The sequence below is a fragment of the Nocardioides agariphilus genome, assembly GCF_015352445.1.
In the GTDB taxonomy this organism is placed as follows: domain Bacteria; phylum Actinomycetota; class Actinomycetes; order Propionibacteriales; family Nocardioidaceae; genus Nocardioides; species Nocardioides agariphilus.
On the sequence record NZ_JADKPO010000040.1, the window covers coordinates 1 to 13,973 of the forward strand.

The window sequence follows — 13,973 nt, forward strand, 5'->3', positions numbered from 1 at the left end:
TCACCCACCGCCACGAACGACGAAGCACGAGGCGCCCGCCCCGAGCGATCGAGACGGGCGCCTCACCCTGCCACTTGACAGGAATCGCCTACATATCAGCTGCCCTCACTCGTCGTCGAGGACCTCGCCCCGGATCACTGGTCCACGGGGGCGAGGTCCTTGCATGTCTGCTTGTCGCACGCCCACGAACCCGCCGACGAGCCGTCTGCTGACCACCTGGGTCAGCAGGCGCCGGGCGACGGGCCTGGTCACCGGCAGGATCAGCAGGATGCCCACGGCATCGGAGACGAAGCCGGGCGTGAGCATCAACGTCCCGCCGATCAGGATCAGCGCGCCGTCGGCCAGCTCCTTCGCGGGCATCTGGCCGCTGCTGAGGGCGATCGTCAGTGCTCGCCAGGCCTTCCGGCCCTCGCGCCGGATCAGCCAGCCGCCGAGGATGCTGTCGGCGATCAGCAGCAGGATCGTCCACCACGGACCGATCACCTGGCCGACTTGGATCAGCACGTAGATCTCGACCAGCGGCACGACCACGAAGGCCACGATCAGCAGCCAGCCGAGCCAGCTGCGTCGTCGTCGCACGGGGCGGGGTGCCTGGGCCATCAGGGAGTCCTTCCTACCTGCGGCGGAAGACCCGCCGTACCTGCCGGGCCCGCTCGCGCAGCCCCCACCGGGTGATCGACTTCAGCGACTCGGTCGCGACCTCGCGGCTCATCTTGGAGTCGCCGCGCTCTCGTTCGATGAACTCGATCGGGACCTCGACGACCTTCAAGCCGGCCTGGAGAGTGCGGTAGGCCATGTCGGTCTGGAAGACGTAGCCCGTGCTCTGCACCGAGTCGATGTCGATCGCCTCCAGTGTGGCTCGCCGGAACAACCGGAAGCCCGCGGTCGCGTCGTGGACCGGGATGCCGAGCAGGAGACGCACGTAGAGGTTGCCGCCGCGCGAGAGCGCTTCGCGCGACTTGGGCCAGTTGACGATCGAGCCCCCGGCGATCCACCGCGAGCCGATGACGAGGTCGGCATCACGGGCAGCGTCGAGGAGGAGGCTCAGCTGCTCCGGCTGGTGCGAGCCATCGGCGTCCATCTCACCGATCACGTCATAGCCGGCGTCGAGGGCGATCCTGAACCCGGCGCGGTAGGCCGCGCCGAGCCCGGCCTTCTGCGTGCGGTGGAGGACCTTGACCTGGGGGTCGGCGGCCGCCAGCTCATCGGCGAGCCGGCCGGTGCCGTCCGGTGACCCGTCGTCGACGACGAGGATGTCGACCGCAGGCTGCGCTGCTCGCAACCGGCCGACGATCCACTGGAGGTTCTCGGCTTCGTTGTAGGTCGGCACGACCATCACGACACGGCCAAGACCCGGCACAGTCATGCGCATGTCCTGTCGGTCAGTGGCGGGTGAGTTCGGGAGTACGTTGCGGCAGCGGTGCGGGTTCGCGAGCCTCTGGTCCGCGCCGCCGACCATAGCCGAGCAACGACACGAGGAGCAGCAGAACCGTCAACGGTCCGGCCAGCCGCCCGACCCAGTGACCGGCGTAGGTGCCTGGCGTGACCGAGGAGTCGAGCCGGACCTCGGCGTCCAGCACTGCAGTGGTGCGCGGAGAAGCGGCCGCCACGACCTCGCCGTCGGCAGCGATGACGCCCGTGCGGCCGTTGACCGAGGCCACGGCCAGTGACCGCCCGAGCTCGATCGCGCGGACTCGCGAGATCTCGAACTGCTGCTCGATCTGCGCGGTGTGGATGAACATCGCGTTGCTGGTCTGCACGACGACCAGCTGCGCCCCATGGGTCACCTGGTCGTAGAGGCCGTCGTCGTAGGCGACGTCGAAGCAGATCGCGTCGGCGACCAGCGTTCCCCCGATCCGCAGCGGCTCCCGACGGGTGCCGCTGAGCATGTCGCGCGGGATCATGTCGAGCTTGCCGAAGCTGTCGCCGAAGACGTTGCGCCACGGGATGTACTCGCCGAACGGCACCGGGTGGCGCTTGGTGTAGCGCTCGCCTGCTCCGAGCAAGGGGTCCCAGACGATGCCCTGGTTCATGACGTGGTCAGGGCCGGCATCGACCATGGCGCCGACCAGGATCGGTACGCCGATCGCCGAGGCCGCCGTCGTGATGGCGTCATGGGTCTGCGCGTCGTTGAAAGGGTCGACCGCCGTGGAGTTCTCCGGCCACAGCACGAAGTCGGGTTGGGCCCGGTGTCCGTCTGCCACCTCGTCGGCCAGCCCGACCGTGGCCCTGAGCTGGTTGTCGGTGACCTGGCGGTAGACCGCGAGGACGTCGGTCCCGTCGCCGGGCACGTCACCTTGTACGACCGCCACCCGCACGGAGCCCTCGGGTGAGGGCTGCCACGGGTGCAGCGCCGGCGCGAGCAGCGCGGTCGCGGCGACGACGAGAGCACCGGCGGCCACCGGCCGGCGCGCCCCACCCATGACCAGTGCCGCGATCGTTGCTCCGGTCATCGCGAGCAGGAGGCTGACGCCGGTCGCGCCGACGTAGGCCAGTGCTGGTGCCACCGGGGTGTCCACGACCGCGAAGGCAAGCCGCCCCCAGGGCATGCCGCTGAACGGCCAGCCACTGCGGAGCACCTCCATGGCGGTCCATGCGGCGGCCACCCACAGCGGCCACAGCGGCAGCCGACGCAGCACCGGCACGGCCGCGCCCAGGAGCCCGTAGAACAGCGCCTCGAGGCCCGAGAGGGCCAGCCACGCGTAGGGGTCGACGGCTCGCATCCACCACATCAGCACATAGCAGAAGCCGATGCCGAAGGCGAGGCCCGGCACCCAGGCCCTGCCTGCCGGCAGCGGCGCGACCAGGACGACGTAGGCCGCCACGGCCAGCGGCAGCACCCAGAAGAAGCCGACCGGCGGATAGGCCAGGCTCAAGACGACGCCGGCGACAGCGGCGAGCATCGTCCGGGTGAGCACGGACAGAGCCTACGGGCCCAGGAACCGCGAGGTCCGAGCGCTGCGGGGCGCTCGGACAGCCGAGCCCAGAGAGGCAATGGACCCTGCAGAGGGCCGGGAGAGGACTCCGGCCCTTCGGACCGACCCCACCGCTGCTGGCTGCCGCGGTCGGGAAGTTATCTGGCGAGCCAGGCCTCTCCCGGATTCACCCATCGCGGGGCGGGACCGACCTCCGCGAACCATGTCGGACTGGTGGGTGGCGCCCCCACCAACCGACTCGGCCACTCGGACGTCGGTCCGCCAACGCGATCTGCATGGGCGAACGAGGACAGAGACTCCTCAATCGGAGGCCACGTGTCAACTGCTTGCTGACCTGCGCAAACGCGAGAACCCGCAGGTCAGATGTGGTCGATTTGTCACCAGAAGTTCACGAACTTCTCGCGATTCGGCGTGTCAGGTTGCGACACGCCGACGCACTGGTTCAGACCACCTGGCTCGAACGAGTCGCCGTCAGGGGACGACCACGACCCCGGTCGCCGTGGTGGCCAGGAGCGGCTCCTCGAGCACGCGCGCGGCTCCGGGTTCGGTCTCGGTCGCGGCACCTCGCGCCACGACGTGCACGGTGAAGTCGAGGGTGCGCGAGCGGCGGCCGACCCGGGTGACCTCGCAGGCGATCTCGAGGACATCCCCGGCGCGCACGGGCTGCTTGAACTGCACGTCGGAGTAGGACGCGAACAGCCCCTCGTCGCCGTCGGTGAGGATGCACATCTCGGTCGCGACGTCACCGAAGAGCCCGAGACTGTAGGCGCCGTCGACGAGGTTGCCCGCGTAGTGGGCGTGGGAGTAGGGGACGTAGCGGCGGTGCACCACGCGCTGACCGACCTCTGCGCCCCCGCTGGGCGAGCTCGTCGAGACCATCAGGCTGCCTTCTTCCTATCGGTGACCAGGCGGTGGACCAGGTACGAGGCGACCTCACCCGGCGTCGTACCGCGGGTGAAGACCCGGTCGACGCCGAGGTCGGCGGCCATCGTCTCGTCGAAGCGAGGGCCGCCCACCACGAGCAGCGGCCGCTTGTCCTCGGGGTAGGACTCGCGGAACGCCGCAGACATCTCGCGGGTGTTGAGCAGGTGAGCGTCGCGTTGGGTGACGACCTGGGAGACCAAGACGGCGTCGGCCTTCTCCTCGCGGGCGCGCTCCACGAGCTGGGGCACGGAGACCTGGGCGCCGAGGTTGACCACCTTGAGCTCCCGGTAGTACTCCAGGCCCTTCTCCCCCGCGAATCCCTTGATGTTGAGGATCGCGTCGATGCCGACCGTGTGCGCGTCGGTGCCGATGCAGCCGCCCACCACCACCAGTCGGCGCCGCAGCGCGCGCTTGATGGCGCTGTTGGCCTCCTTGGGAGTCAGCAGCGGGTAGTCACGCTCCACGACCTCGACGGTCGACGGATCGACGAGGTGGTTGACCCGGCCGTAGACCACGAAGAACGTGAAGCCCTCCCCCATCGCCTTGGCGTGCACGACCAGCGCCGGGTCCATGCCCATCTTGTTGGCGAGCTGGACGGCCGCCCCCTCGGCGACCTTCGAGTGCTCGATGGGCAGGGTGAAGGACAGCTGCACCATCCCGTCACCCGTCGTGTCGCCGTAGGGCCTGATCGGCCCTCGATCGTTGGTCGAGCTCGTCGAGGCCATCAGCCCTCCAGGATCTCGGTCGCCGGGTTGTAGTAGTCGCGTGCCTTGCGGGCCACTCCCTCGAGGCCACGACCCTTGTCGGGGGGACGCTTCATCAGACCGAAGGTGCCGTCGGCGATGGCAGCCAGCAGCGGCGGGTCGCCAGCCGTGTCGGTGTCGTCGTTGATCGCCTGCAGCAGGTCGATCGCCTCGCCCAGCACCTCACGGGCTCGGCGGGCGATGAAGCCGTCGGGCGCGGGGCGGAAGTCCTCGTGCAGGTTGCCGGCGGCGTTCATCACGTAGTGCACGTTCTGCAGAGCCAGGTCGCGGTCGGAGAGCCAAGGCGTGACGACGGCCTCGGTCATCATGCCGACCAGGAGGATGCCTTGGCCGGTGAGTGCTCCGACCAGGTTGAAGAAGCCGTCGAGCAGGAACCCGTTGAAGACGTCGCCGGTCATGTGTCGCGTCGGCGGCATCCACTTCAGCGGCGCCTCGGGGAACAGCTCGCGGGCCAGCATCGCGTGGGCCAGCTCGAGGCGGAACGAGTCGGGGATGCTGGGGTCGATCTCGAAGGCATGGCCCAGGCCCAGCTGCCAGTCCTCGAGCCCGGCCTCCTTGGCGAAGTACTCGTTGAGGAGCTGGCTGACCGTGACCGTGTGGGCGGCCTCGACCGCGTCTGCGGTCGTGAGGTAGTTGTCCTCGCCGGTGTTGATGATGATCCCGGCGCGCGCATGGACCTGGCGGCTGAAGCGCTGGTCGACGAAGGTGCGCACCGGGTTGATGTCGCGGAAGAGGATGCCGTACATCGAGTCGTTCAGCATCATGTCTAGCCGCTGGAGACCGGCCAGGGTGGCGATCTCCGGCATGCACAGCCCGCTGGCGTAGTTGGTCAGCCGCACGTAGCGGCCCAGCTCCCTCGACGTCTCGTCGAGGGCCTCGCGCATCAGGCGGAAGTTCTCCTGTGTGGCGTAGGTGCCGGCGAACCCTTCGCGCGTCGCACCCTCGGGCACGAAGTCGAGCAGGCTCTGGCCCGTCGACCGGATCACCGCGATGATGTCGGCGCCCTCGCGAGCGGCCGCCTGTGCCTGCGGGATGTCTTCGTAGATGTCGCCCGTCGCCACGATGAGATAGATCCAGGGCTTGCGAGGAGCGTCGCCGATCCGCTTGATGAGGCGCTCGCGCTCACGACGGTTGGCGTCGATGCGCTTGATTCCTGCGCCCACGGCGCGCTTGGCGTCGCGCGCCGCCGCCGTGGCGTCCTTACCGTCTGGCAGCTCGAAGGTGACCGAGCCGGCTGCGGCCTTCTGGGCCAAGGTGAGCAGGTCGTCGGCGTGCCCTCGGCGCAGCGCGTGCCAGACCGGAAGCGCGACGCCGTGCTCGAGGCCGGTGTCGGCGCGTACGACGTCGGCGAGGCGGTTCACCCAGGGTGTGCCGTCGGGATCGGCACCCTGGAGCCCGGCCATCCGCAACGTGGCGCGTTCGACGGACACGGTGGTGTGCTGCTTGGCGAGCCGCACGATCGGCCGCCCGACCTGTCGGGCGAGGGTGCGAGCCCGGCGTACGTCGGCCCTGTCGAGGCCGAGTCGAGGCTTCACGCTGGTCGAGCTTGTCTTCTTGGTGGTCGAGCCTGTCGAGACCATGGTCACAGTCTCCGCTCGAACAGGCCACGGACGCCCGCATCGGCACGTAGGAGCTCGAGGGCGTAGGCCGCGTGGCCGGGCGCGTAGCCGTTGCCGACCAGCATGCGCACATCCGCCGCGAGTCCTTCGGCGCCGAGCGCCGCGGCGGAGAACGAGGTGGCCATCGAGAAGAAGATGACGGTTCCGCTGTCGGCGGTGGCCAGGATGGCGCCACCCTCGCAGCCGGGTACGTCGACGCAGACGACGGTCACATCGGCCAGATCCCCGGTAGCAGCCACGGCGTCGCGCAGCGCGATCGGGTCGCGCGCGTCGGCCACGACGACCTGGTCGGCGACGCCGGAGTCCTCGAGCAGCTTGCGCTCCTCCTCGGTGGGCACGATCCCGACAGTGCGCTGCGCGCCCGCGTCGCGGGCGGCCGCGAGGCTCAGCGATCCCGACTTGCCGGCGCCGCCGATGACGGCGACGACGGGCTGAACGTACTCGGCCACGACACGCCTGGTGAGTGCAGGGGCGCCACACACATCCATGACCGCCAGGCTCAGAGCGGGGTCGAGGTCGTCGGGGATCACGGCTGCGATGGAGCGGCCGAACAGCACGGCGTACCCGTCGGCGGGGACCTGCTCGGACCTGCCGTCCCAGCGCTCCAGACCGTCCTCGATGACGAGAGGGGTGAGCGTCAGCGAGACCAGCGTCGCGACGTGGTCGCCGACCTTCAGACCCAGCGGCGAGTCGGGGCCGACCTCCTCGACCGTGCCGACGAGCATGCCGCCCGAGCCCGTCTCGGGGTTCTGCATCTTGCCTCGCGTGGAGACGATGTCGAGGACCTCGCGGCGGACGGCTTCGCCATCGTGACCGTCGTCTGTCCGATGCTTGCGCTCGAGCTGGCGAAACGAGGCGGCATCGAGGTTGAGCCGCTCGACCCGAATCCGGACCTCGTCGGGCCACAGCTGCTTGCGGGTGTCGAGCCGCTCGGCTGCCTGTGGGAGGACGACTCGATCGTCCAGGACCCTGTGCAACCCGGTCGGGTCACTGGCTCGCACGGTCATTCTCCTCAATTGTCGACCTAGACAGGATGATTTGCGGTCCGTTGCGTGGACAGACCGCAGATCGTCCGCCTAGAGTTGCACAGTGAGCATCGAGACGTCCATCGAGCGTGCGGAGGCCCAGTTCTCGGGCCAGCCCTACCCCTACCAGCGCGTGGAGCTCGTCGAGCCCGACTGGACCCGCTTCCCGGGGTGGAAGGACGTCACGGTCGCCGACTGGGAGTCCGTGCAGTGGCAGCGAGCCCACTGCATCAAGAACATCAAGCAGCTGCGCGAGCTGATGGGCGACCTTCTCGAGGAGCGGTTCTACGCCGACCTCGAGCGGGACCAGAACGAGCGAGCGACGATGTCCATGCTCGTGCCGCCGCAGATGATGAACACGATGGCGCCCTCCGTCGAGCCCGCGGGCTCGGGGTCGCTGACCGAGGCGTTCTACGCCGACCCGGTCCGCCAGTACATGATCCCGGTCTTCAGCGACCGCCGCACCGACTGGCCCTCGCACCCGCACGCCACCCGCGACTCGCTCCACGAGCACGACATGTGGGTCGCCGAGGGTCTGACCCACCGCTACCCGACCAAGGTGCTCGCCGAGCTGCTGCCGACCTGCCCGCAGTACTGCGGCCACTGCACGCGCATGGACCTCGTCGGCAACTCGACTCCGGTCATCGACAAGCTGAAGTTCGTCGCCAAGCCCAATGACCGGCTCGACTCGATGATGGACTACCTCCGCAACACCCCGCAGGTGCGCGACGTCGTCGTGTCCGGTGGCGACGTGGCCAACATGCCGTGGCCACGACTCGAGGCGTGGCTGACCTCGCTGCTCGAGATCGAGAACATCCGCGACGTACGCCTCGCCACCAAGGCGCTGATGGGACTCCCCCAGCACTGGCTGCAGGACGAAGTGGTCTCAGGGATGTCTCGAGTCTCCGAGATCGCGCGCTCGCGCGGGGTCTCGATCGCGATGCACACCCACGTCAACCACGCGCAGTCGGTGACGCCGCTCGTGGCCCGCGCGGCGCGGACCATGCTGGACACCGGCATCCGCGACGTGCGCAACCAGGGCGTCATCCTCAACGGCGTCAACGCCGACCCGCACGCCTTGCTCGACCTCTGCTTCGCGCTGCTCGATGGCGCGCAGATCATGCCCTACTACTTCTACATGTGCGACATGATCCCGTTCTCGGAGCACTGGCGGATCTCGGTCGCCGACGCCCAGAGGCTCCAGCACGCGATCATGGGCTACCTGCCCGGGTTCGCCACGCCGCGCATCGTGTGCGACGTCCCGTTCGTGGGCAAGCGCTGGGTCCACCAGCTCGCCGACTACGACGCCGAACGCGGCATCTCCTACTGGACCAAGAACTACCGCACCTCCATCGAGGCAGCTGACCCCGAGGCTCTCTCGCGCACCTACGAGTACTACGACCCGATCCACACCCTGCCCCCCGCCGGCCAGGACTGGTGGACCCAGCACGGCAACCTCGACGAGTCCGACCTCAAGGCCGCCGAGGTCGCCGAGGCCTCTCGCCGTACTGCTGCTCTCCAGGCGTACTAGGGGTCGCGGGTCCGACGGTTTCCCCGGATGTCCGGGGAAACCAACAAGACCAGCCCTAGGACACCGGCCGGTTCTCGTACGGAGTGCTGAGGACGATCGTGGTGCGGGAGGAGACGTTGGCTGCGGACCGGATGCGGGCCAAGAGGTCCTCCAGCGCGCTCGGGGTGGCCACGCGCACCTTGAGGATGTAGGACTCGTCGCCGGCGACCGACCAGCACGACTCGATCTCCTGCACGTCGCGCAAGCGGTCGGGGTAGTCATCGGGCTCGGAGGGGTCGATCGGCGTGATCGAGACGAAGGCGGTCAGCGGCAGACCCATCTGCTCGTGGTCGACAGTGGCCACGTAGCCCCGGATCATGCCGCGCTGCTCGAGGCGCTTGACCCGCTGGTGCACCGCCGAGGTGGACAGACCGGTGGCTTTGCCGAGATCGGTGAACGACATGCGGCCGTCAGCCGCCAGCAGCGAGAGGATCTTCCGATCGGTCTTCTCCACGGCGAAAGAGTAGTGCCCAGCGTGGCAGGATGCGCGCGTGAAACAAGACGAGCGGCTGATGGTCCTTGACACCGCGAGCCTGTATTTCCGAGCGTTCTTCGGCGTGCCGGAGGTGCTCGCCGACGACGGCACGCCCGTCAACGCCGTCCGGGGGCTGCTCGACTTCATCAGCCGACTGGTCGGCCAGTACCGTCCGACGCACCTGGTCTGCGCCTGGGACAACGACTGGCGGCCCCAGTGGCGCGTCAACCTGGTGCCGTCCTACAAGGGACACCGCGTCGAGTACGTCGTCAAGGACGAGGCCCACCCCTACGTCGAGGAGGTGCCCGACCCACTGGAGATCCAGGTCCCGATCATCGAGGCCGTGCTGGCGGCCTTCGGGATCTGCAAGCTCGGCATGGACGGCTACGAGGCCGACGACGTGATCGGGTCGCTCGCGGCGCAGGCCACCATGCCGGTCGATGTCGTCACCGGCGACCGCGACCTGTTCCAGGTGGTCGACGACGAGCGCGGTGTGCGCGTCCTCTACGTCGCACGAGGTGTGGGCAACCACGAGCGCGTCACCGACCACGTCGTGGTCGAGAAGTACGCCGTCCTGCCCAGCCAGTACGCCGACTTCGCCACCATGCGCGGCGACGCCTCCGACGGGCTCCCCGGAGTGCCCGGCGTCGGCGAGAAGACCGCGTCGGCCCTGCTGCTGAAGTACGGCGACCTGCGCGGCATCGTGACGGCCGCCAACGATCCCGACTCCGACATGGCGCCGAGCCCCCGCAAGAAGATCCTCGCCGCAGCCGACTACCTCGAGGTCGCCCCCAGGGTGGTTGAAGTCGCCACCGACATCGACCTCGGGACCTACGACGCGGCGCTGCCCATCGCGCCGGCACAGGCCGACCTGCTCACCGCGTTGGCGTCGAAGCTCAACCTCGAGGGTCCGGTCAACCGTCTGACCGGCGTTCTGGCCGGCTGATCAGTCGGTGATCGCCGAGTAAGCGACCACGCCGCGGCGCAGGGCCTGGACGACCTCGCGCGCGGCCTGGCGCAGCGGTGAGTCACCGGCGGCGTCGGCCACCTGGCCGGCCATGTCGATGACCTGCTTGGTCCATCGCACGAAGTCGCCGGCTGCGAGATCGGTGGCGGTCAGGATGTCGTCGAGGTCCTCCCCCTCGGCCCAGCGGTAGGTCGCCCAAGCGAACCCCAGGTCCGGCTGGCGGGTGAAGTCGAGGCGGTGCTCCTTCTCCAGCGCCTGGACGCGCGCTGAGAGCCGGACCAGCTCGTCGAGCGCCTGACCCGTCGGTCCACCGGGCACTCGCGGCGCGTCGTCGTCGGGTCGGCGTGCCTCGAAGACCAGCGCCGACAGGGCCGCGGCCAGCCCGGCGGTCGGGAGGTCGTCGAAGACGCCGGCGCGGAGCGCCTCGGCAGTCACCAGGTCGAGCTCGGAGTAGAGCCGCATCAGCCGTTGCCCGCGTTGGGTCACGGCTAGCTCACCTCCGTCGCCGGAGAGGTAGCCGAGCTCGGTGAGCACCTCGCACACCCGGTCGAACTGGCGGGCCACGGTGTTGGTGCGCTCCTCGACACGACGACGCAGCGTGCGGCTCTCGTTGTCGAGCTTGAACCAGCGCTCGGCCCATCGGGCGTGGTCCTCGCGATCCGGGCAGCCGTGGCAGGGGTGGTCGCGAAGACGCGACCGGAGGCGGTCGACCTCGTCGCTGTGACGAGGCGGTGCCACCCGACGTCCGGTCGACGACGAGGGCGGTGGCGGGGCGAGGTCGTGCGTACGCGAGCGCAGCGCGGACGCGAGGTCGCGGCGCATCTGCGGGTTGCGGCTGCTGAAGTTGCGCGGCACCTTCAGTCGGGTCACCGCCACCACCGGCGTGGGGAAGTCGCTCAGTGAGAGGCGACGGGCCTGCCGCTCGGCCGTCACGACCATGGGACGCGGACCCTCACGCGAGAGACCGGGATCGATCACCACGGCGAAGCCGGCGAACTTGCCCGACGGCACCTCGATGACGTCGCCGGGCCGCAGCCTCTCCAACGACGTCAGGGCCTCCTCGCGCCGATCGGCTCGCTTGGCTCGGGCTGCGCCCTTCTCGAGGTCGCCGATCTGGCGGCGCAGGCGGGCGTACTCCATGAAGTCACCACGGTCGCAGGTGGCGGCCTCGGCGTAGCCGTCGAGCGCCTCCTCGGCCTTGCGCAGCTGCCGGGCCAGGCCGACGACTGCCTTGTCCGCCTGGAACTGTGCGAATGACAGCTCCAGCAGCTCCCGGGCCCGCTCCCGACCGAACTGGTGAACCAGGTTGACCGCCATGTTGTAGGACGGCGCGAAGCTGGACCGGAGCGGGTAGGTGCGGGTGGAGGCGAGGCCGGCGAGCGCACGCGGATTCATGCCGGGCTGCCACAGCACGACGCCGTGCCCCTCGACGTCGAGGCCGCGGCGGCCGGCCCGCCCGGTCAGCTGGGTGTACTCGCCCGGCGTGATGTCGGCGTGGGTCTCGCCGTTCCACTTGTCCAGCTTCTCGATCACCACGGTGCGCGCCGGCATGTTGATGCCCAGCGCCAGCGTCTCGGTCGCGAACACCACCTTGACCAGGCCGCGGGTGAACAGTTCTTCCACGACCTCCTTGAACGCGGGCAGCATCCCGGCGTGATGGGCGGCGACACCACGCGTCAACGCGTCCAGGAAGTCGTGGTAGCCGAGCACCTGGAGGTCGTCGGCCGGCAGGTGTCGCAGCGTCTGCTCGACGAAGTCGTGGATCTCGTCGCGCTCCTCGGGTGAGGTCAGGCGCAGGTTGGCCTGCACGCACTGCCTGACCGCGGCATCGCAGCCGACGCGGCTGAACACGAACACGATCGCGGGCAGGAGCCCGTCGCGGTCGAGCCGGTCGACCACGTCGACGCGGCTGGGGATCCAGACTCGACGACCGTTGCCGACGTTGCGTCGCTCGCCCGGCTTGACCCTGCCGCGACGGTCCTTGGGGGTGCGTCGGTCCCGGACGCGGGAGCTGGCCCAGTCGTCGCGAGCCAGCCGCACCAGCTCGTCGTTGACCGGTGCACCCTCCTTGACGAAGCCTGCGGCGGCGTCGATGTCGGAGGAGGCGAACAGGTCCAGGAGCCGCTTGCCGACCATCACGTGCTGGTAGAGCGGCACCGGGCGGCGCTCCTCGACGATGGTGGTCGTGTCCCCGCGCACGGTCTGCAGCCACTCGCCGAACTCCTCGGCGTTGGAGACCGTCGCCGAGAGCGAGACCAGCGCCACGGACTCGGGCAGGTGGATGATGACCTCCTCCCAGACCGCACCCCGCGAGCGGTCGGCGAGGTAGTGCACCTCGTCCATCACCACGAAGCCGAGGCCCAGCAGGGTGCGGGACCCGGCGTACAGCATGTTTCGCAGCACCTCGGTGGTCATCACGACCACCGGCGCCTCGCCGTTGATCGAGTTGTCGCCCGTCAGGAGGCCCACTTTGTCCGGGCCGTAGCGGTCGACGAGGTCGTTGAACTTCTGGTTGGACAGCGCCTTGATCGGCGTGGTGTAGAAGCACTTGCGGCCGGTGTGGAGGGCGAGGTGGATGGCGAACTCGCCCACGATGGTCTTGCCCGAGCCCGTGGGCGCCGCGACGAGCACACCGTGCCCCTCCTCGATCCGACGGCACGCCTCCACCTGGAAGTCGTCGAGCGGGAACGGGTAGACACCGGCGAAGTCGCGCAGGACGGGGTGGCGCTTGTCGGAGGCGTACGACGCGTAGCGCTCCGACGGAGACGGGTCACTCATGAGAGCACCCTCAAAGCTCCGGGCACGCACTCGACGGTCACCGGCAGCGCCCCGAACCGCTCGCCGTCGGCGTAGGCCACGATGCCCGGTGCCGCGACCGTGACACTGCGGACGCGATGGTGCTCGTACTGCGGGTGGGTCACGTGGGTGCCCTTGAACAGCCTGGGGTAGGTGCGGATCAGCCCGGCCTTGCTCATCGGCTTGATGATCACCACGTCGAGGAGTCCGTCATCGAGCAGGGCGCCCTCGGTGATACGCAGCCCACCGCCGAACGACGGGCCGTTTCCGACGGCCACCAGCATCGCCTCGAGCCGGCGTTGCTCGCCGTCGAGGTCGAGGGTGTAGGCCAGTGGCTTGAAGGTGCGCAGCTCGGCCAGGGTGGCGATGTTGTAGCGCATCTGCCCCCGGGGCCAGGTCATCCGGTTGGCCCGCTCGTTGACGATCGCGTCGAAGCCTGCGGCCATCACCGTGACGAAGTACTTCGAGCCGCTGCGAGCCAGGTCGACCGTGCGGACCTGCCCCGAGGCGAGACCGTCGACCACGCGGTCCGCTGCGGCCGCCGGGTCGGTGCGAGGCAGGTCGAAGTAGCGGGCCACGTCGTTGCCGGTGCCGGCGGGGATGATGCCGAGCGCGGTCCTGGTCCCGGCAATGGCTTGGACGCCGAGGTGGACCATGCCGTCGCCGCCACAGACCACGAGGGCTTCCACGCCGTCGTCCACGCACTGGCGAGCGAGGTCGAGCGCCTCGCCGGCATCGCGTCCGGCGAGATTGCGAACGGTCAGACCCGCCGCCCGCAACCGGGCCAGCGCGGTGTCGCGCACGCGCCCGCCCATGCCCCTCCCCGAGGTCGGGTTCGTGATCAGTGCGATCTCCCCGGCCCTCTCGTTCACGGGCCCGAGACTATCCACCCGCAAC

12 protein-coding genes are annotated in these 13,973 nt (G+C 69.4%); 2 read left to right on the forward strand and 10 right to left on the reverse strand.

Annotated features, from left to right (window positions below):
- Positions 1–105: 105 nt before the first annotated feature.
- The 7 genes from ISU10_RS20370 to kdd form a co-directional block, all read right to left on the reverse strand.
- Positions 106–600: an FxsA family protein gene (locus ISU10_RS20370; RefSeq protein WP_194698284.1), complete on the reverse strand. Its 495-nt coding sequence runs from the start codon at positions 598–600 to the stop codon at positions 106–108.
- 13 nt (positions 601–613) lie between these two features.
- Positions 614–1,372 carry a polyprenol monophosphomannose synthase gene (locus tag ISU10_RS20375; RefSeq protein ID WP_228501511.1) on the reverse strand — a complete coding sequence of 253 codons (759 nt, stop codon included), beginning with the start codon at positions 1,370–1,372 and terminating at the stop codon, positions 614–616.
- A gap of 10 nt (positions 1,373–1,382) precedes the next feature.
- Entirely contained in the window at positions 1,383–2,918 is a 1,536-nt protein-coding gene (gene lnt / locus ISU10_RS20380) for an apolipoprotein N-acyltransferase (RefSeq protein ID WP_370865754.1), read from the reverse strand.
- A 489-nt stretch (positions 2,919–3,407) separates the two neighbouring features.
- On the reverse strand, positions 3,408–3,815 hold the full coding sequence (gene kal / locus ISU10_RS20385) for a 3-aminobutyryl-CoA ammonia lyase (protein ID WP_194698285.1): 408 nt from the start codon (positions 3,813–3,815) through the stop codon (positions 3,408–3,410).
- On the reverse strand, positions 3,815–4,585 hold the full coding sequence (gene kamE / locus ISU10_RS20390; RefSeq protein WP_194698286.1) for a lysine 5,6-aminomutase subunit beta: 771 nt from the start codon (positions 4,583–4,585) through the stop codon (positions 3,815–3,817). The genes kal and kamE overlap by 1 nt, the downstream gene beginning before the upstream one ends.
- Positions 4,585–6,204 carry a lysine 5,6-aminomutase subunit alpha gene (kamD, locus tag ISU10_RS20395; protein ID WP_194698287.1) on the reverse strand — a complete coding sequence of 540 codons (1,620 nt, stop codon included), beginning with the start codon at positions 6,202–6,204 and terminating at the stop codon, positions 4,585–4,587. The genes kamE and kamD overlap by 1 nt, the downstream gene beginning before the upstream one ends.
- A 2-nt stretch (positions 6,205–6,206) precedes the next feature.
- Positions 6,207–7,250 carry an L-erythro-3,5-diaminohexanoate dehydrogenase gene (gene kdd, locus ISU10_RS20400; RefSeq protein ID WP_194698288.1) on the reverse strand — a complete coding sequence of 348 codons (1,044 nt, stop codon included), beginning with the start codon at positions 7,248–7,250 and terminating at the stop codon, positions 6,207–6,209.
- 82 nt (positions 7,251–7,332) lie between these two features.
- Between kdd and ISU10_RS20405 the strand changes: the two genes are divergently transcribed.
- Positions 7,333–8,799, forward strand: coding sequence for a KamA family radical SAM protein (locus tag ISU10_RS20405; protein ID WP_194698289.1), 1,467 nt, complete (start codon positions 7,333–7,335; stop codon positions 8,797–8,799).
- A gap of 55 nt (positions 8,800–8,854) precedes the next feature.
- Here the strand turns inward: ISU10_RS20405 and ISU10_RS20410 are convergent, their stop codons facing one another.
- The gene (locus tag ISU10_RS20410) at positions 8,855–9,292 is read right to left on the reverse strand and encodes an Lrp/AsnC family transcriptional regulator (RefSeq protein ID WP_194698290.1); all 438 of its coding nucleotides are present in this window, start codon (positions 9,290–9,292) and stop codon (positions 8,855–8,857) included.
- A 37-nt stretch (positions 9,293–9,329) separates the two neighbouring features.
- Here ISU10_RS20410 and ISU10_RS20415 point away from each other — a divergent pair, with 37 nt between their 5' ends.
- Positions 9,330–10,259: a 5'-3' exonuclease gene (locus ISU10_RS20415; RefSeq protein ID WP_370865755.1), complete on the forward strand. Its 930-nt coding sequence runs from the start codon at positions 9,330–9,332 to the stop codon at positions 10,257–10,259.
- Here ISU10_RS20415 and ISU10_RS20420 read toward each other — a convergent pair whose 3' ends face one another.
- Both ISU10_RS20420 and ISU10_RS20425 read right to left on the reverse strand, forming a co-directional pair.
- A complete protein-coding gene (locus tag ISU10_RS20420; RefSeq protein WP_194698291.1) occupies positions 10,260–13,058 on the reverse strand; it encodes a DEAD/DEAH box helicase in 2,799 nt (932 codons plus the stop codon). It abuts the gene before it with no gap.
- Complete coding sequence (locus ISU10_RS20425; protein WP_194698292.1) at positions 13,055–13,948, reverse strand: diacylglycerol kinase; 894 nt, start codon at positions 13,946–13,948, stop codon at positions 13,055–13,057. The genes ISU10_RS20420 and ISU10_RS20425 overlap by 4 nt, the downstream gene beginning before the upstream one ends.
- Positions 13,949–13,973: the final 25 nt, after the last annotated feature.

What these genes read in the sequence shown, in the direction of transcription:
- ISU10_RS20420 (WP_194698291.1), bottom strand. Translation starts at nt 13,058, where the DNA reads ATGAGTGACCCGTCTCCGTCGGAGCGCTACGCGTCGTACGCCTCCGAC.
- ISU10_RS20375 (WP_228501511.1), bottom strand. Translation starts at nt 1,372, where the DNA reads ATGCGCATGACTGTGCCGGGTCTTGGCCGTGTCGTGATGGTCGTGCCG.
- kamD (WP_194698287.1), bottom strand. Translation starts at nt 6,204, where the DNA reads ATGGTCTCGACAGGCTCGACCACCAAGAAGACAAGCTCGACCAGCGTG.
- kal (WP_194698285.1), bottom strand. Translation starts at nt 3,815, where the DNA reads ATGGTCTCGACGAGCTCGCCCAGCGGGGGCGCAGAGGTCGGTCAGCGC.
- kamE (WP_194698286.1), bottom strand. Translation starts at nt 4,585, where the DNA reads ATGGCCTCGACGAGCTCGACCAACGATCGAGGGCCGATCAGGCCCTAC.
- ISU10_RS20370 (WP_194698284.1), bottom strand. Translation starts at nt 600, where the DNA reads ATGGCCCAGGCACCCCGCCCCGTGCGACGACGACGCAGCTGGCTCGGC.
- kdd (WP_194698288.1), bottom strand. Translation starts at nt 7,250, where the DNA reads ATGACCGTGCGAGCCAGTGACCCGACCGGGTTGCACAGGGTCCTGGAC.